This window comes from Parvibaculum sedimenti (assembly GCF_009184905.1).
Classification (GTDB): domain Bacteria; phylum Pseudomonadota; class Alphaproteobacteria; order Parvibaculales; family Parvibaculaceae; genus Parvibaculum; species Parvibaculum sedimenti.
This window is the reverse complement of sequence record NZ_WESC01000009.1, coordinates 154,165-172,034: the sequence shown is the minus strand read 5'-3', so window position 1 is coordinate 172,034 and position 17,870 is coordinate 154,165. Positions and strand designations below refer to the sequence as shown.

The 17,870-nt window shown below is 60.3% G+C and carries 12 protein-coding genes; 2 read left to right on the top strand and 10 right to left on the bottom strand.

Features of this window, described 5'->3' with window-relative positions; genetic code table 11:
* Positions 1–176: 176 nt before the first annotated feature.
* Positions 177–1,835 carry a glycogen synthase GlgA gene (glgA, locus tag F2P47_RS11685; protein WP_204886654.1) on the bottom strand — a complete coding sequence of 553 codons (1,659 nt, stop codon included), beginning with the start codon at positions 1,833–1,835 and terminating at the stop codon, positions 177–179.
* Positions 1,836–2,005: 170 nt separating this feature from the next.
* Here glgA and glgB point away from each other — a divergent pair, with 170 nt between their 5' ends.
* Complete coding sequence (gene glgB / locus F2P47_RS11680; RefSeq protein ID WP_425500036.1) at positions 2,006–4,231, top strand: 1,4-alpha-glucan branching protein GlgB; 2,226 nt, start codon at positions 2,006–2,008, stop codon at positions 4,229–4,231.
* A 27-nt stretch (positions 4,232–4,258) separates the two neighbouring features.
* The gene (locus tag F2P47_RS11675; RefSeq protein WP_152216534.1) at positions 4,259–5,413 is read left to right on the top strand and encodes a 6-phosphofructokinase; all 1,155 of its coding nucleotides are present in this window, start codon (positions 4,259–4,261) and stop codon (positions 5,411–5,413) included.
* Positions 5,414–5,417: 4 nt separating this feature from the next.
* Here F2P47_RS11675 and malQ read toward each other — a convergent pair whose 3' ends face one another.
* From malQ to F2P47_RS11630, 9 genes are all read right to left on the bottom strand, one after another.
* Complete coding sequence (gene malQ / locus F2P47_RS11670; RefSeq protein ID WP_152216533.1) at positions 5,418–7,604, bottom strand: 4-alpha-glucanotransferase; 2,187 nt, start codon at positions 7,602–7,604, stop codon at positions 5,418–5,420.
* Between the two features lie 32 nt (positions 7,605–7,636).
* The gene (glgX, locus tag F2P47_RS11665) at positions 7,637–9,760 is read right to left on the bottom strand and encodes a glycogen debranching protein GlgX (RefSeq protein WP_152216532.1); all 2,124 of its coding nucleotides are present in this window, start codon (positions 9,758–9,760) and stop codon (positions 7,637–7,639) included.
* Between the two features lie 50 nt (positions 9,761–9,810).
* The gene (gene cydX, locus F2P47_RS11660) at positions 9,811–9,915 is read right to left on the bottom strand and encodes a cytochrome bd-I oxidase subunit CydX (RefSeq protein WP_152216531.1); all 105 of its coding nucleotides are present in this window, start codon (positions 9,913–9,915) and stop codon (positions 9,811–9,813) included.
* A gap of 15 nt (positions 9,916–9,930) precedes the next feature.
* On the bottom strand, positions 9,931–11,076 hold the full coding sequence (cydB, locus tag F2P47_RS11655; RefSeq protein WP_152216530.1) for a cytochrome d ubiquinol oxidase subunit II: 1,146 nt from the start codon (positions 11,074–11,076) through the stop codon (positions 9,931–9,933).
* A 10-nt stretch (positions 11,077–11,086) separates the two neighbouring features.
* Entirely contained in the window at positions 11,087–12,640 is a 1,554-nt protein-coding gene (locus F2P47_RS11650; RefSeq protein ID WP_152216529.1) for a cytochrome ubiquinol oxidase subunit I, read from the bottom strand.
* Position 12,641: 1 nt separating this feature from the next.
* The gene (gene cydP, locus F2P47_RS11645) at positions 12,642–12,866 is read right to left on the bottom strand and encodes a cytochrome oxidase putative small subunit CydP (RefSeq protein WP_152216528.1); all 225 of its coding nucleotides are present in this window, start codon (positions 12,864–12,866) and stop codon (positions 12,642–12,644) included.
* Positions 12,867–13,036: 170 nt separating this feature from the next.
* A complete protein-coding gene (gene trxC, locus F2P47_RS11640) occupies positions 13,037–13,477 on the bottom strand; it encodes a thioredoxin TrxC (protein WP_152216527.1) in 441 nt (146 codons plus the stop codon).
* Between the two features lie 17 nt (positions 13,478–13,494).
* Positions 13,495–16,719, bottom strand: a complete 3,225-nt coding sequence (locus tag F2P47_RS11635; protein ID WP_152216526.1) for an efflux RND transporter permease subunit — start codon at positions 16,717–16,719, stop codon at positions 13,495–13,497.
* Entirely contained in the window at positions 16,716–17,696 is a 981-nt protein-coding gene (locus F2P47_RS11630; RefSeq protein WP_152216525.1) for an efflux RND transporter periplasmic adaptor subunit, read from the bottom strand. Before F2P47_RS11630 ends, F2P47_RS11635 begins: the two co-directional genes overlap by 4 nt.
* Positions 17,697–17,870 lie beyond the last annotated feature (174 nt).

Here is a 17,870-nt window from a genome sequence, read left to right as displayed (position 1 = left end):
TGAAACCTGTGGTTGGGCTGAGAATATTGCGCCCATCAGGCTTTGCGCTCAAGCGCGCCTTTTCAATATCATCAAATCCACGAAATGTGTCGGGCGTATGACTGACAGTAAGGAGCAGCGGACGAGTTTATATTTGAAACACGCGGCGTGTCTCATCGCGTCCCCGCGCAGCGCTCCTAATGAGTTTGGTTGAGGGCGGGGCGATCGTCGGGGGCATCCTCTTGAGGATGAGGGAAGGGCCTGTCCGACGTGGAAGCGCGGGCGGGTGAGCTGCCCGCGTCGAGAAGTTGCTTTGCGAGGCGGATAGCTTCTTCCGACGGCCCGCCCTTGATCTCGCGCAGCACGGGCGCGGCGCCCGCAATCTCACGATAGAGCGACATGTATTGAGTGGCGCTTGCGTCGCAACTGAAATTTTGCGCCATGGCCTGTAGCTGCAGCCGGCGCCACGTCAAAGGCTGACGATAGGCAGCGAGAGCCCTTTCAATTGCGGAGACGAGGCCATCCGGGCTTGCCTCATCGAAGATAAACCCTGTCGCCGTCCTGTCGGCGATACTATGCGCGTCTGCATCAACCACCGTGTCGGCCAGTCCGCCCGTGCGCCGAACGACCGGCAGCGCGCCGTAGCGCAGCGCATAGAGCTGTGTCATTCCGCAGGGTTCGAACCGCGCAGGCGCGAGGATAATGTCGCTGCCAGCCTGAAGCCGGTGCGCCAGCGCTTCGTCATAGCCGATGTGAACAGACACGCAATTTTCGTATTCGGCCTGTGCCTTGATAAATTCGGCCTCCAGCACCGTTTCTCCCTGACCAAGAAGGATGAACTGCGCGCCCTGTGCGCTGAGCCAAGGCAGTGCGGTCAGGATTGCGTCCGCCATTTTCTGATGAGTGGTACGGCTGACAAAACCGATCAGAGGCGTGTTTGGCGATATCGGCAGGCCAAATTCCTCTTGCAGCGCAGCCTTGCAAACCCGCTTGCCCGCGATGCTTCTTGCCCCGAACGTTCGGGGCAGATGAGGATCGGTCTCAGGATTCCAAAGAGCCTCGTCTATGCCGTTGAGAATTCCGCTGAAGTCGGACCCGCGGCCGCGTAACACGCCGTCGAGCCCGTAACCGAATTCAGGCGTCAGGATCTCCCTGGCATAAGTCGGGCTTACTGTGGTGACGCGGTCGGCATAGTGAAGGCCGGCCTTCAGGAAGGAGGCCTGCCCGTAAAACTCGATGTCGCCATTGTGAAAATGGTCTTCGCAAATGCCGATCGTCGGCAAGATGTCGGGCGGGAAATTGCCTTGGAACGCCATGTTGTGCGCGGTGAAAACCGTGCCGGGTCGAGGCGCTTCTTCGGTGGAGAGGAGCAGGGGCAGGATGCCCGTGTGCCAGTCATTGGCATGCACCACATCGGGTCTCCAGCCAAGCTCGGTCCGCCCCATCGCGATCTGTGCGGCGACATGAGACAGGTAGGCGAAGCGAAGCGGGTTGTCCGGCCACTCCACGCCATTGCGGCTTTGGTAGAGTCCGCCGCTGCGCTGGAAAAGAGACGGCGCGTCGATGAGCAGAACCGGCACGTTCGAGCCGGGAAGGATCCCGGTCAGGAGCAATGCCTCATCAATGCCGAGCATCGGCTTCAGCTTGGCGAGTGGACGTAACTTTTCGATGTGCGCGAGGGCGCTTGGATAGGCCGGAATTAGAAGCCGGACATCGACCTCAAGCCGCTTCAACGCTATGGGCAATGAGCGGGAAATGTCTGCCAGGCCACCGGTTTTTGCCAGAGGGAAAACTTCCGAAGTCACATAAAGCAACCGCATCTCGACACCCGCATACAACGTGGAGATCGCGTTCAACTTACCTCTGCGGTCGGCTCGGGAAGTGGCAACGAGCAGACCGTTATTGGCTCAGCGTATTCATGAGAAGAAGCCAAGGTGACAATCATATCCTGAAAACTCTAGGATGTAAAACTACAATGCGGCGCAGAGAAGATGACGGTTCCTCCATGCGAGGGTAAGCGCAATCCATGCGGAAGTCCGATGCGAAGATGCCTGCGGCGCATGCATCCGTTCACCAGCGGATATGGGGCATTTTGGCCGGTGATGAGGGCGATCCCTTTTCATATTTTGGCATGCATGAGGATGCGAGCAGCGGAAGTCCTCTTGTTCGCGTCTTTCAGCCGGGCGCCTCGGCGGTGTCTGTAGTCGATCGCGACGACGGCGCCGAACTTGCGAAGCTTTCTCGTGTGCACGAGGCAGGATTCTTTACCGGCATTATCGCAACCAGGCACAAGCCCTTTCCTTATCGCTTGCGCGTGAAGACGGGGAGGTCGCTGAACCATGTCGACGATCCATATTCCTTTGGTCCGATACTCGGCGAGCTCGATCTCTATCTCCATGCGGAGGGGCAGAATCCGCTGAGCTTCGAGAAGATGGGCGCGCATCCGCTTGTTCTCGACGGTGTGTCGGGCGTGAGCTTCGCGGTGTGGGCACCGAATGCGCGGCGTGTCAGCGTCGTCGGCGACTTCAATGGATGGGACGGGCGGCGTCATCCGATGCGGCTGCATCCCGGCGCAGGCATCTGGGAGATATTTCTGCCAGGCGTTGCGCCGGGCGCGCGTTATAAATATGAAATCAAGACGCGGGACAATTCCATTCTGCTCAAGGCCGATCCCTTTGCCTTCGAAGCGGAACGGCCCCCGCATACCGCCTCAGTCGTATCCGTCGATCTGCGCCGCAACCTCGCGGAAGGCGTACAGCGCGGGCCGCGTGGCGACCGCCGCGCGCCAGTGTCGATCTACGAGGTACATCTGGGCTCCTGGCGCCGCATCCCGGAAGAAGGGCATCGCCCGCTCACATATGCTGAGCTGGCCGACACGCTGGTGCCTTACGCAAAGAACATGGGTTTCACGCATATCGAGTTGATGCCCGTCAGTGAATATCCGTTCGATGGCTCATGGGGCTATCAGCCGACGGGGCTGTTTGCGCCAACCAGCCGTCATGGCACACCGGGCGAATTCCTTCAGTTCGTCGAGCGATGTCATGCGGAGGGCATGGGCGTTATCATCGATTGGGTCGCAGGACATTTTCCGAATGATGCGCACGGACTTGCTCACTTCGATGGAACGCATCTCTACGAACATGCAGATCCGAAGGAAGGCTTTCACCCTGACTGGAACACGCATATCTACAATTTTGGCCGCAACGAAGTGCGCGGCTACCTGCTTGCAAACGCGCTTTTCTGGCTGAAGCGTTTTGGCGTAGATGGCCTGCGTGTCGACGCCGTCGCCTCGATGCTCTATCGCAACTACAGCCGCAAGGAAGGCGAGTGGATTGCGAATGTTTATGGTGGCGTGGAGAACCTGGAGGCGATTGATTTTCTTCGGCGTCTCAACGAGCTCGTCTATGGACATTATCCCGATGCGATGACGGTGGCGGAAGAGTCGACGGCTTGGCCGATGGTCTCCCGGCCGACCTATCTCGGCGGGTTGGGATTCGGCTACAAGTGGAATCTCGGCTGGATGCACGACACGCTCGACTATATGTCGAAGGATCCCGTTCACCGGAAATTCCATCACGATCGCCTGACCTTCGGTCTCCTCTATGCTTTTACCGAAAACTTCGTTCTTCCGCTTTCGCATGATGAGGTTGTTCACGGCAAGGGATCGCTGCTTGGCAAGATGTCGGGGGACCGCTGGCAGAAGTTCGCCAATCTCCGCGCCTATTTCGCCTTTATGTATACGCAGCCCGGCAAGAAGCTGCTCTTCATGGGCGGCGAGTTCGCGCAAGAGCGCGAATGGAACCACGACCAGAGCCTCGATTGGCACCTCGAGGCCGATCCCATGCATGGAGGTGTTCAGGCGCTTGTCCGCGACTTGAACCATCTCTATCGCGACATGCCCGCGCTTCATGAACGCGATTGCGAGCCGGAGGGTTTTGCCTGGATAGACTGCAACGATGCGGAGGCAAGCGTGATTTCCTATATTCGGCGGGGCGTTGACCCCGACGATTTCGCGGTGATCCTGTGCAATTTTACACCAGTCGCACGCTCTGCCTATCGGATCGGAGTGCCGCATTCCGGCAATTATCGTGAAGTTCTGAATACGGACTCAAGCTTCTACGGCGGTGGCAATGTCGGCAATGCGGGCAACATTGCGAGCGAGGCGATAAGCGCGCATGGATATCCGCAATCGCTTTCCATCATGCTCCCACCGCTCGCAACGCTTATCCTGAGGCCGGTGTCTGGAGGCTGACATCGCGACAGAGGTGAAGGTCTTTACATGCGGATCGGAATTCTGACGGGAGGCGGCGATGTTCCGGGCCTCAATCCCTGCATCAAGGCGGTGACGACCGCCGCCGGAGAGCAGGGCTGGGAGGTATTGGGATTTCGTCGTGGTTGGGAGGGGCCGCTCTTTTGCGATCCGGAAGACCCACAAGGCAATCAAAAATATCTCATGCGCCTCGATCGCGAAGCCGTGCGCACAATCGATCGTACAGGCGGAACGATCCTGCACACGACGCGCACCGATCCGAGACGGATCACGGAAGACAAGCTCCCGCCGTTCCTGAAAGGCAGATTTGTACCTTCGCCGGACGGCACCCTTGATTGCACGCCGCATATCCTGCGCGTCATGGAGCATTTGGGCATCGATGTAATAGTGACGATAGGCGGCGACGGGACGCTGACCTACAGCGCGCATCTTCATCGCCAGGGATTCAATCTCATCTCGATCCCGAAGACCATGGACAATGACGTTTTTGGCACCGACTACTGCATCGGCTTTTCGACGGCCGTTTCACGTTCGGTCGAACACATCAACAGCTTGCGCACATCGACCGGGAGCCATGAGCGCATCGCCGTGATCGAACTCTTCGGGCGCAACTCCGGCGAGACCGCACTCATTTCAAGCTATCTTGCCGATGCGGATCGCGCGCTTATCGCCGAGGTTCCGTTCGATGTCACGCGCCTGGCTGAACTGGTCATGGTGGACCGGGCCAGAAATCCATCCAACTATGCCATCGTGGTTATCTCGGAGGGTGCGAGGATGCTGGGCGGCGGAGTCGTCCGGCATGGCGAGGCGGATGAACATGGTCGGCGGCGGTTCGGCGGCATAGGGCAAATTCTCGGCGAGGAGATTGCGCGTATCACCGGGGTGGATGCGATCAGCCAAAGCCTCGGTTACCTGATGCGCGCCGGTGCGCCCGATGCGCTGGACCAGATGGTGGCGAGAAGTTACGGAGCGCTCGCGGTACAGATGATTGCCGAGGGAAGGACCGGGCTCATGACAGTCATTCGGGATGGCAAGTATGACATTGTGCCCGCCGACACTTGCCTTTCAGGAAAGCGCCGTGTCGATGTCGCGGCGCTTTACGATACGGATACCTATCGCCCACGTATCGCAAATATTCATGGAAAGGCGATGTTCCTGAACTGAACCTTCAGGCGCCCGAGGTTTGTTCGCGTTCGCGCGATATCCGCCGCACCATTTCGACGATGCCGGGATCGGAGAATATCTCATTGAGGGATCGGGAAAGCCGGCGCCGCCAGTTCGGATATTCCGACGATGTGCCCGGCAGATTGACCTGCTGGTCTTCGCCGATGAGATCGTCGATCTGCACCATGAACAGGCAGGCAGAAGAGCGGGCGAGGTAGGCATGCACGGCGGAGGCGAGCGCGGGCGTCATTTCGATGTCGCCGAGCCTGTCCGTATCGAGGCCCGAGGGCAGCAAATTCTCATCTGCTAGTGCGCGGAGAAGCAGCCACTTGTCATGCTCACGCTCGTGACGCGCCCGCTCGCCATGCTCCGGTGTTGGATAAAGGCCGAGACGGCGGCGCGCATCGAGATCGGTCGCGTTCCAGAAGCCCTTGAGAGTGGCGAGGTCGTGCGTGGAAACGCAAGTGGCCGCAAGATACGGATATTCCACGGGTCGCCTCTGGCGATCTTGCTCGGTCTCGAAATAGAGAACGCGGTAGGAAAGGACGTTCGCTTCCGCCATGCGCGGACGAAATCCTTCCGGCACTGTTCCAAGCGCCTCGCCGACAATCAGGCATTCATTGCGATGGCTTTCGAGCGCGAGAATGCCGAGGAGATCGTCAAAGGGATAACTGACATAAGCGCCCGCCGAGGGAGGAGAGCCGCGCGGGACCCAGAACGAATGCTGCAAGCCCATGACGTGGTCGATGCGCAAGGCTCCCGCGTGGCACATGTTGGCTCTCAACAGAGCGATGAAATCCGCATAAGCGGTGTCGCGCATGACCCACGGGTTCATGGGCACGACGCCCCATTCCTGACCGAGCGCATTGAAGGGATCGGGCGGTGCGCCAAGGCGGGCCTCTCCGGCGAATAGTGTTTGCCGGCTCCAGTGGTCGGCGCCCGCGGGATCGACGCTCACCGCGACATCGCCATAAAGGCCGATTGCCATACCCGCGTCTCTGGCGCGTTGGGATGCGCCGCCGATCTGCAGGTCGCATTGCCACTGGACGTATTCGAAGAAGGAGACGCGCTCTGCGTGATCCTGTGTGAAGGCACTTACAGAATTTGCTGATGGATCGCGATATGGCAAAGGCCATTGCGTCCAGTCGTTTGTACCAAAAACCTCAGTCATGACCTGAAAAAGCGCGAAGTGATGAAGCGCCTCGCTGCGCCGGTTCCGGAAGTTCTGAAATGCGTCAGCGCGTCCGTCATCGCTTCCAACACGGCAGGCTCGGCGAAACTCCGAATGGAGACGTTCAAGCTCGCCGGATTTGTGATGGGTGACAGTGGTATAATCAACAAATTCCACGCTGTGCGCCGTGGACGGAAAATCAGAAAATGCAGGCTTGGTTGTCGGTCCCTGTACCGCCGCGCTATGCCGGTACTCGTCTATCGCTGTCACATCCAGATAGAGCGAGTTACGGAAGAGGCGGCTGTTTGGCGAATAGGGGCTGGCGTTTTCGGGAAGCGAAGGAAAGAGCGCGTGCAGCGGATTGAGGCCGATTGCGTCGGCGCCGAGTTCGGCGGCCCATTGCGCAAGGGTACCGAGATCCGTGAAATCGCCGATGCCCCGGTCGCGCTCCGATGTGATGCTGTAGAGCTGGGCCGCGAGGCCCCAGAGACGGCGGCCGCTCGTAAGTTGGGGCGGCAGATAGCATTGGACTGGAGCGACGACGAGAGACATGCGTGGCGCAGAGGGGAATCCGTCAAGAAGAAACTCGTGGTAGCCAAGCGGGAGTGCCGGCAACGGCAGTAGCAGGCGGTCGATGTCGCGGCCATCAACAAAACGGCGCGCATCCCGCTTGAGGGTGTGATGCGCATGCGTGCCCCGCCGGATCTCGCCATCTTCCAGAACAACGCGCCATTCGACGGCGTCGCGGGGCTCGTCGGCGGGCAGGTTAAGGGGCACGGTCGCAATATGATGCAGCCGGACCACCATGACCGGGGGGAGCAGGCGGCGCCATTCCCGCTCCTCGATCGTCGCGAGGCTCGCGGTCAGTTCGGCTTCATTACTTGCAGGAAATCCGAGCGCCGAAAGAAGCCGCCGCGCGGTGTCGGGAGGTGTCTCATGGCGCGCGCCGGCAATGTCCCAATAGTGAGATTCAATTCCGGCTAGAGCGGAAAGGCGGCGAAGGCGGTCGTCTTCACTCATCCTCTACCGGGCTCCTGCGGGCGGTGCGTCATTCAACTCTCCAACAGAAGGGCGAGGGAGCGCGCGGAAAGCTCCAGGATTTCTCCGGCGCCGATCTGGCGTTCGTCAGGCTGTGGCCTCGCCAGCGCCGTATCGATTATGACTTTCCAGCGTTCTCCAAACGCCGCTTTCGGGAGACGGAATGGTTGCGCCCACTCTGCGGCGTTCAGAAGAACGATGAAGTCATGTTCCGGCTGGCCTTCGGCCGCGGCAACCGAGCCTGCTTTCAATTTGCCGTTGAGATGAAAACCGAGACATCTCCGTTGAGGAATGAGCCAGTCGAGATCGCTCATCTCCTGACCCTCCGGCGTCAACCACGTAATGTCCTTTATGCTGTCGGCATCGATATGGCGACCATGAAAGAAATGTTGCCTGTGAAATGCCGGATGCTGCGCCCTCAACAGCAGGAGCTCTCTGACGAAATCCAGAAAAGCCTTGTCGTCATCCGTCCAATGTTCCCAGTCGATCCAGCTCGTTTCATTGTCCTGGCAATAGGGGTTGTTGTTGCCGCTCTGGCTGCGTCCGAATTCATCGCCGGCGAGAAGCATGGGGACACCCTGCGAGAGGAGCAGCGTTGTCACCATGTTTCGCTTCTGCCGCTGTCTGAGAGCGAGGATTGCCGGATCGTCTGTCGGGCCTTCGACGCCGCAATTCCAGCTCAGATTATTGTCGGAGCCATCGGCATTATTTTCGAGATTGGCGTCATTGTGCTTGCGCTCATAGCTCACAAGGTCCTCGAGCGTGAAGCCATCATGCGCCGTGACGAAGTTTATGCTCGACCAGGCTTTGCGCCCGCGCGTGTGGAAGATGTCGCTTGAGCCGGTGAGGCGGAAGGCGAGATCGCCTATCGTGCCGTGATCGCCGCGCCAGTATTTGCGCACCCCGTCGCGAAACCTGTCGTTCCATTCGGACCAGCCGGGCGGAAATCCGCCAAGCCTGTAGCCGTCTGGGCCGAGGTCCCAGGGCTCCGCGATCAGTTTGGTTCTGGCGAGAAGCGGATCCTGCGCAACGGCTGCAAGAAATAAGGCATTTGCTGCGAAGTGGTGCTTTTCCCGCGCCAGCGCCACGGTGAGGTCGAAGCGAAATCCGTCGACATGCATTTCCCCGGCCCAGTAGCGCAACGAGTCCATCACCATCTGCAGGACACGCGGATGGCCCACATTCAGCGTGTTCTGACAGCCGGTGAAATCGAGATAGCGGCGCTTGTCGTCCCGGAGCATGTAGTAGGTCGCGTTGTCGATGCCGCGAAAGGATAGTGTGGCCCCGAGTTCCCCGCCCTCGCCGGTATGATTATAGACGACATCCAGAATGACCTCGATGCCGGCCGCGTGGAACGCATCGACCGCGCGTCGGAACTCTTCGCGTTCTCCGCTGGCGAGATAGCGCGGCTCAACCGCGAAGAAGTTGCAGGAGTTGTAGCCCCAGTAATTGGGCAACCCGTTCGCTGCGAGATGCATGTCGGCGGCGATGGGGTTCAGCGGCATGAGTTCGACGGCGGTGATGCCAAGATCATGCAGATAGTCGATGACTTCGGGCCGCGCTAGTGCTGCCATCGTGCCGCGCATATCCGGACGTATCCGGGGATGACGCATCGTGTAGCCGCGGACGTGCAATTCGTAGATGGTCGTCCTGTGCCAGGGCGTGTCCGGGCGGATATGGCCGTTGCTGCCGGGCGCTGCGCCAACGACCCGGCATTTCGGCGCGACATGGGCGTTGTCGCGCTCGTCGAAGGACAGGTCTTCGCGGGAGTCGCCGGCGACATAGCCGAGGTTCAGGTCGCTCCAGATGAACGAGCTGTTCAATTCCTTCGCATAAGGATCGACAAGCAGCTTGTTCGGATTGAAGCGGTGGCCGCTCATGGGATCATAGGGGCCGTGCACCCTGTAACCATATAGAAGTCCGGGATGCGTGCCTGGAAGGTAGCCGTGCCATACCTCGTCGGTATATTCGGGAAGGGCGATCCGCTCTATTTCGCGCGCGCCGGTCTCGTCGAAGAGGCAGAGTTCCACTTTGCGGGCATTGGCCGAGAAGAGCGCGAAGTTCACGCCATCGCCGTCGAACGTCGCGCCGAGCGGATGGGGCCGTCCATCTTCCAACCTTGATCCGGGCGAGGTCATGGGTTTCCCCGTCATCGCCTTGCCGGCGGGTGAGCCGATCCGATCGGCTTTCAGCCCAGGTCTTCGTTGTCTTCGTGAAATTCAAGCCACATGGCGTTGAAGATTGCGAAGGAGCAGGCGAGGCCGAGGCCGAGTACCCAGGAAAAATACCACATGAATTCATCCTCCTCTCAATAGAGGTTGTGAGAGCCTGTTTTGATCTGTTCTGCCGTCACCGGACCGCGCATCACATGGAAGACCCAGCTCGTGTAGGCGATGATGATCGGTACAAAGATGACGGCCGCGACCAGCATGATGAAGAGCGTGGTCGGGCTGGACGACGCATCCCAGACTGTCAGACTGCTTTGCGGATTGCTGGACGAGGGCATCAGGAAAGGGAACAGGCTGAACCCCGCCGTGCAGATCGTTCCTGTAATTGTGAGGCTGCTCACCGCGAATGCCAGCATGGTGGACCGCTTGCGAGCGAAGATCAGCGTGCCCAAGGCGCCGATATAGGCGACCACCGGGGCAAGGATGGTCCACGGGTGGCTGGTGTAATTGGCAAGCCACGCGCCATCTGCGCGGCTCACGGCCTTCAGGAGCGGATTGGACGGCCCATCGGAGATCATAGGCGCCTCAATGACATAGCCCTTGATGGAATAGGCCATCCAGACGCCCGCAACAGTGAAGAGCAGAATGTAGGCAATAGCGGCAACGCTCGTGGCTTTCACGGCTCGTCCGGCAATCGGCTCTTCGCTCTTGAGCGCGAGGAATGTGCCACCCTGCATCGCGATCATAAGGAGGCTTATGAGGCCGCAAAGAAGGGAGAAGGGATTGAGCAACCCGAACAGGTTGCCTTCATAGGTCAGGCGCAGCGTCTGGTCGAAATGGAAGGGAACGCCCAACAGCAGATTGCCGAACGCCACGCCGAAGATCAGCGAGGGAACGAAACCGGAGACGACGAACGTCCAGTCCCAGATGCGCCGCCACCGCTCATTGTCGACCTTGCCGCGAAAGGCGATCGCGACAGGCCGCACGATGAGCGCCAGCAGGATCAGGAACATCGCGAGATAGAAGCCGGAGAAGGAAACCGCATAGAGCATCGGCCATGCGGCGAAGATCGCGCCGCCGCCGAGAATGAACCAGACCTGGTTTCCCTCCCATACCGGGCCGATCACGTTGAGCAACACGCGCCGCTCGACATCGTTGCGGGCGACATAGGGCTGCAACATGGCGATGCCGAAGTCGAAACCGTCCATGATGGCGAAAGCGATCAGGAGAATGCCGAGCAGGGCCCACCAGATGAGACGCAAGACGGTATAGTCGAACAGTTCCATGGGATGCTCCTCAATCCGCTCGCGCGGGAACATGAAGGATGGCGTTCGGCGTCGGCGCATCAGGCCCGAGGCGCACATATTTGATCATCAGATAGAGATCGACCGCCGCGAGCGTGCTGTAGAAGAGGACGAAGCCCGCAAGGCTCAGAAGAACATTGCTTGCCGGAACGTCGGAGACGCCGAGGAAAGTCGGCAACACGCCATCGATGATCCAGGGTTGGCGTCCATATTCGGCGACGATCCACCCGAGTTCTGCCGCGACCCAGGGTAGGGGCAGGCTCAGCAAGGCAGCGCGGAGGAACCACTTGCGGTCGAGACGCCGCCAGCTCGACAGGTAGAAGGCGAGCGCGAAGAGCGCGATGAAGTAGAAGCCGAGGCCCACCATGAACCGGAAGCCCCAGAAGAGGACGCCGACATTGGGGATCGTCGACATGGCGGCTTCGTGGATTTCGGCGTCGGTCGCGTTTTCGATGTCCGGGCGGATACCTTTCAGCAACAGCGCATAACCGAGATCTCGTGTCGCGGGTTCGACCTCATGGGGCAGGGTGGCGCCAGCCTTGCCCTGTACCTTGGCCAATGCGCGATAGGCGACAAGCCCGTTGCGGATGCGGCCTTCCGCCTGGGTCACCAGATCCTTGATGCCTTCGACGGGCAGGTTGAGCGAGCGCGTCGCTATGAGGCCGAGGGCCCAGGGAATTTGAACGGCATAATGTGTCGTCTGCGCTTTGCTGTCGGGGATGCCGATAAGCGTGAAGGGTGCGGGCGCCGGTTCGGTCTCCCACATGGATTCGATTGCGGCGATCTTCATCTTCTGGTCCTGGCCGGCGGTGTATCCGCTCTCATCGCCGAGAACCACGACGGAGAGAGCGGAGGCCAGGCCGAAGCTCGCAGCGACCGTGATGGAACGGCGCGCAATTTCGGTGTGCCGCCCGCGGAGCAGGTAATAGGCGCCGATGGACAGCATGAACATGGCGCCGGTGACATAGCCCGCGCTCACAGTGTGGACAAATTTTGCCTGCGCGACCGGATTGAAGAGCACGTCGAAGAAGGAGCTCACTTCCATCCGCATTGTCTGCGGATTGAATGTCGTCCCGACCGGATTTTGCATCCAGGCATTGGCAACGAGAATCCACAAGGCCGAGAGATTGCTGCCGATCGCGACCAGCCAGGTTACGACCATATGGGCGCGCTTGCTCATGCGATCCCAGCCGAAGAAGAAGAGGCCGACGAAAGTGCCTTCGAGGAAAAAGGCCATGAGGCCTTCGATCGCAAGCGGCACGCCGAACACATCGCCGACATAGTGCGAGTAATAGGCCCAGTTCGTGCCGAACTGGAACTCCATGGTGATGCCGGTGGCGACGCCCATGGCGAAATTGATGCCGAACAACGTGCCCCAGAACTTCACCATGTCACGCCAGATGGTGCGTCCCGTCATGACATAGACGGTTTCCATGATGGCGAGCAGTATGGAAAGACCGAGAGTGAGCGGCACAAAGAGGAAGTGATAGAGCGCCGTCAGCGCGAACTGGAGCCGCGACAGGGTTACGATATCTATTTCGTGCATCTTATCCTCCAGGACGCGTCAGCGGATCGGCTGGGCTGGTGGTGTGGGGCCCGAAGACAGCAGCATGCACGCCGTCCGGCGTCACGTCGACGCGATGCGAGGGGCCGAAAAAGAATGTGTAGAGAAAAAACAGCGCAACGAGCTTGAACGCCAACACCAGTCCGATCTCGCGGACGAGTGGATGCGGTCGCGTTGCGACATTTGCTCGGAGGCTGTTCAGGGCCATGGGCTCTCCGTCTTTCGCCCTTGGGCGATCCGGGATGCGTCGGAGGTTACTGCCTATCGCGCCCATAGTCATGTGCTGATTGTGCCTGAGCGGAACTGTCGCACAAGGAGCTTGGGAGAATTTACGATGGAAGGATTTCATTTTGGTCACATCCGAAGTGACCGCCCGTCTCATGCCGGAAGATGTTCCTGCATCCAGTTGCGTAACATCGCCGCGTTCATGGCGCCGCTGTGCCGGGCAATTTCGCGTCCGCCGCGGAACAGGATCAATGTCGGAATGGCGCGGATCTGAAATTTCGTGGCGAGTTCCGGCTCGGCCTCAGTGTCGAGTTTGCCGAGGCGAATGCGAGGCTCGAATTCGGCTGCGGCAGCCTCGAAGACGGGCGCCATGGCGCGACACGGCCCGCACCACGCAGCCCAGCAATCGACGAGCAGGGGAAGGTCCTGCGCATTGGCGTGTCGCGAGAAGTTCCCGGCGGTGATCGTAATCGGGTGGCCGTCGAATAGCGCGGCTCCGCATTTGCCGCATGTCGGGTGGTCCTCACGCCGCGTTTCGGGGAGGCGATTGATGGCGCCACATCTCGGGCAGGGAATGTGAATGCTTTCAGGCATGCCGATCCTCCTGGCTCTCAGTGTTCAAAGTCCTTGTGATCGTCCCTGAGCACCACATAAACCGCCGGAATGACAAGCAGGGTCAATGCCGTCGATGATGCGAGGCCGAAGACGAGCGAGATGGCAAGGCCCTGGAAAATCGGATCGGCGATGATGAAGACCGCGCCGATGATGGCCGCCGCCGCCGTGAGCACGATTGGCTTGAAGCGGATCGCGCCTGCCTCGAGCAGCGCGTCGCGCAACACGGCGCCCTCGGCGCGCCGATGGCGGATGAAATCGACCAGCAGGATCGAGTTGCGCACGATGATGCCGGCAAGCGCGATGAAGCCGATCATTGATGTGGCGGTGAAGGGCGCGCTGAAGAGCCAATGCCCGAGCACGATGCCGATAAGCGTCAATGGCACCGGGATCAGAATGACGAGCGGCAGCTTGAACGACCCGAACTGCGCCACGACGAGCAGATAGATGCCGAGGATCGCGACACCGAAGGCCGCCCCCATGTCGCGGAAGGTCACATAGGTGACTTCCCATTCGCCGTCCCAGAGCAGCGTCACATGGCTCTCGTCGGCGGGCTGGCCGTGATAGCCGATGACAGGAGGGCCATCCTTGCCCCAATCCATTTTCTTGATCGCGTTTTCGACAGCGAACATGCCGTAGATCGGCGCTTCGAAACGGCCCGCGACTTCGGCCAGCACCATCTCGGCGGCATGGCCGTCGCGCCGGTAAACTGAATAGGAGCCGGGCTCCGACTTTACGCTCACGACATCGCCGAGTTCGACGTTCCGTCCCTCGCGCGTTGTGCCGCCAGCCGGTATCGGCGTGGTCAGCAGACGTTCGCCCATCGATTGTGCGCTGCGTGGCAGCTTCACGACGATGTCGTAAGGCTTTGCGCCATGACCGCGCTGCGAGAACCCGATCTCGGCTCCGCCGATGATCGTCGCAATGGTGTCATAGACGGCCTGCTGCTCGACGCCGTGAAACTCCAGATTGTCCTGATCGATGATGAACCGCAGGCGTTCGGCCGGCTTGTAGAAGGTGTCATCCACGTCATGAATGAAATCGACCGAGCGGAAGGCCTCCTCGACCTTGCGGGCGGCGGCACGACGCGTCTTCTGGTCGGGACCGTAAATCTCCGCGAGCAGCGTTGCCAGAACGGGCGGCCCCGGCGGCACCTCGACGACGCGCAGTACCGCGCCCTCAGGCCAGGCGATCGTCGCCAGTTCCTTGCGCACGGCCACGGCGAGTTCGTGGCTTGAGCGGGAGCGCTCGCCCTTTGCCACGAAATTGACCTGCAGGTCGCCCTGCTGCGGTCCACTCCTGAGATAATAGTGGCGGACGAGGCCGTTGAAATTGAAGGGGGCCGATGTGCCCGCATAGAGCTGGATCGAGGTAAGCTCCGGCATGGTCTTGAGCTTGTCGGCGGCCGCGAAGAGGAAGCGCTGCGTGTCCTCGAGCGTGGTTCCCTGCGGCATGTCGAGCACGACCTGAAGCTCGGACTTGTTATCGAAGGGCAGCAGCTTTACCGCGACGTCGCGGGTGACGAAGAGCAGGCATACCGCGAATGTCGCGACGCCGACGCCGATCAGAAGCCTCTTCGAATTTCGTCTGCCGGTGAGGAGGGGGCGGGCAATGCGAACATAGAGCCGCGCCAGCGCGCCGGCATCCTCGTGTCCACCCTGATGCGACAGGGCGCCTTCGCCTTCAAAGCGGTGCCTTGCGATGTGGAAGAGAAGCCATGGCGTGATGATGACGGCGACGAAGAAGGAGAAGATCATCGCCATCGACGCGTTCGCCGGAATGGGGCTCATATAGGGCCCCATCATGCCACTCACGAACATCATCGGGAGCAGGGCGACGATGATGGTGAGGGTCGCCACGATTGTCGGATTTCCGACCTCGGCCACGGCCTCGACGGCGCTTTCTATGAGGCCCTTCTCGCCGCGCATGTGCCAGTGCCGGATGATGTTCTCGACAATGACGATGGCGTCGTCGACGAGAATGCCGATCGAGAAGATGAGCGCGAAGAGGCTGACACGATTGATCGTGTAGCCCATGAGCCATGAGGCGAAAAGCGTGAGCAAGATCGTCGTTGGAATGACCACGAGCACGACCAGGCCTTCGCGCCAGCCAATCGCCCAGGTGATGAGCGCGACGATGGAGACGGTTGCGAGGCCGAGGTGGAATAGCAGCTCATCCGCTTTTTCCGTCGCGGTCGCGCCGTAGTTGCGCGTCACCGCGACTTCGACATCATTGGGCAGCAACCGGCCCTTGATCGTTTCGAGGCGAGAAAGCAGGTCGGATGCGACCACAACTGCGTTGGCGCCTTTGCGCTTGGCAAAAGCAATGGTGACGGCGGGAAGGCGTCGCAGGTCTCCCTTTTCGGTCTTGGCCAGATTCCAGGCGCGCGAATCCGTTTCCGCCGCGCCGACGACGACATCGGCAACATCCTTCACATAGACGGGGCGCCCGTCGCGCGAGGTCAGAAGGAGAAGGCCGATATCCGGCACGCCTTGCAATGTTTGGCCTGCGACGACGGTCGAACTGCGGTTCTCGCCCATCACGCGCCCGACGACGAGTGATCGGTTGGCGTTCTGAAGCTTGTCGACGAGCTGGTTCAGAGTGATGCCGTAAAGCGCGAGGCGTTCCGGGTCAGGCTCGACACGGATCTGGTTCGGACTGCCGCCGATGAGATAGGTGATACCGACATTGTCGACCTTCATCAGCTCATGCTGAAGCTCCTGCGCGATCTGGCGCAGGCCGTTGTCGTTCCAGCGGCCAGCGGCCTCGGGTTTCGGCGTCAGGGTCAGCGCCAGGATTGCGACGTCATTGATGCCGTGGCCGATGATCAGCGGTTCGGGAATGCCGTAGGGAAGGTCAGCGATATTGGAGCGGATTTTCTCATGGACGCGCAGCAGCGCCGTGTCCTGATCCGTACCGACGAGGAAGCGCGCCGTCACCAGAACCTGATCGTCCTGTGTCGTCGAATAGGTATGTTCGACGCCGTCGATGCCCTTGACGATGTCCTCGAGCGGCTTGGTAATGAGTTCGACCGCCTCGTCGGCCTTGTAACCCTTGGTACTGACGATGATGTCGACCATGGGGACGCTGATTTGCGGCTCCTCCTCGCGCGGCAGCGCGATGAGCGCAATCATGCCGACGATCAGCGAGCCGATCAGGAACAGCGGTGTGAGCGGGGAGGTTATGAAGGCGCGAGTGAGGGCGCCGGAAAGTCCGATCTTCACGGCATCACCACAACGTCGCCATCATGCAGGCCTGAAAGAATTTCGATGCCGCCGGTCACCGGCTCGCCGACCTGAACAACGACCTCCACGCCGCTCTTGAGCTTTGCATAGCTGACCCCGAAACGGCGGTAGATGAAGGATTCAGGCAGCACAAGCGCTTCGCGCTTGCCGGTTGCGACGAATACGCGCGTCCGCTCTCCGACGAAATAATCGCCAAGACCGGCTACCGCGACATCCGCAATGACGCGGCCCTGGTCGATATGTGGATAGACAAGGACGACCTTGCCGGGACGGATCGCCGAATTGTCGGTCTCGCGCATGCCTCGGGCGCCGACGAGAATTTCATCGCCTGCTTTCAGGAAGCGAGCGTGCCGCTCCGGCAATTCCAGGCGAAGGATATAGTCGTCCGTCGCCATGGTAGCGACCGTGTCGCCGCCCATCACGACGCTGCCCTCGGCCACGGGGACGGTCAGGATACGGCCCGCGCCCGGCGCGAGCACGGCCCCCTCGATCGACTGCTGTTCGATGACCTGACGGTCCGACTGAAGGGCCTGAAGCGTGCGCTCGGCGACCTGAAGGCGGGTCTTTGCCTCGTCGAGCTTTGCCTGCGAACCCGCGCCGGTGCGGCGCAGCGTCGTGGCGCGGTCGAAGTCGATCTTGGCCTGGGCGCGCTCTGCCTGCTGCGCCTCGATGCGCGACTGGGTTGCGCGCATCTGCAGCATGAGCTTTTCGTCGCCCACAATGGCGATCTTGTCGCCCGCCTTGACCTTGTCGCCTTCCTTCACATTGACGGCGGTGATGGTGCCGGCGATGCGGGAGCGGGCGAGGAGCTGATGGACAGGCTCAACGGTCGCGACAACGGCCTTTCGATCGTCCACGGATGTCAGATGAACAGTGGCTGTTTCACCCTGCGCCGCAGCGGCACTGGCGTAGCTGAGCGCGAGCGTAAGAACGGAAAGAACTATGCGTCGTGACATACCGACCCCAGCCATGTTGCGTTTGACTCATATATCAGACAATACTAAATTAACAACGACGAATATAAAAGCCTGTATGATTATTTGATCACAGACAGGCCTCCTGAGGATTGAGCCAGATCATATCGCGCCGCCTCGGGTTGGTGCAGAAGTTAAGCCGAAGTGCGGCTTTCA

What these genes read in the sequence shown, in the direction of transcription:
- cydP (WP_152216528.1), bottom strand. Translation starts at nt 12,866, where the DNA reads ATGGCCCTGAACAGCCTCCGAGCAAATGTCGCAACGCGACCGCATCCA.
- F2P47_RS11675 (WP_152216534.1), top strand. Translation starts at nt 4,259, where the DNA reads ATGCGGATCGGAATTCTGACGGGAGGCGGCGATGTTCCGGGCCTCAAT.
- cydX (WP_152216531.1), bottom strand. Translation starts at nt 9,915, where the DNA reads ATGTGGTATTTTTCCTGGGTACTCGGCCTCGGCCTCGCCTGCTCCTTC.
- F2P47_RS11650 (WP_152216529.1), bottom strand. Translation starts at nt 12,640, where the DNA reads ATGCACGAAATAGATATCGTAACCCTGTCGCGGCTCCAGTTCGCGCTG.
- glgB (WP_425500036.1), top strand. Translation starts at nt 2,006, where the DNA reads ATGCGGAAGTCCGATGCGAAGATGCCTGCGGCGCATGCATCCGTTCAC.
- trxC (WP_152216527.1), bottom strand. Translation starts at nt 13,477, where the DNA reads ATGCCTGAAAGCATTCACATTCCCTGCCCGAGATGTGGCGCCATCAAT.
- cydB (WP_152216530.1), bottom strand. Translation starts at nt 11,076, where the DNA reads ATGGAACTGTTCGACTATACCGTCTTGCGTCTCATCTGGTGGGCCCTG.
- malQ (WP_152216533.1), bottom strand. Translation starts at nt 7,604, where the DNA reads ATGAGTGAAGACGACCGCCTTCGCCGCCTTTCCGCTCTAGCCGGAATT.
- glgX (WP_152216532.1), bottom strand. Translation starts at nt 9,760, where the DNA reads ATGACCTCGCCCGGATCAAGGTTGGAAGATGGACGGCCCCATCCGCTC.
- F2P47_RS11630 (WP_152216525.1), bottom strand. Translation starts at nt 17,696, where the DNA reads ATGTCACGACGCATAGTTCTTTCCGTTCTTACGCTCGCGCTCAGCTAC.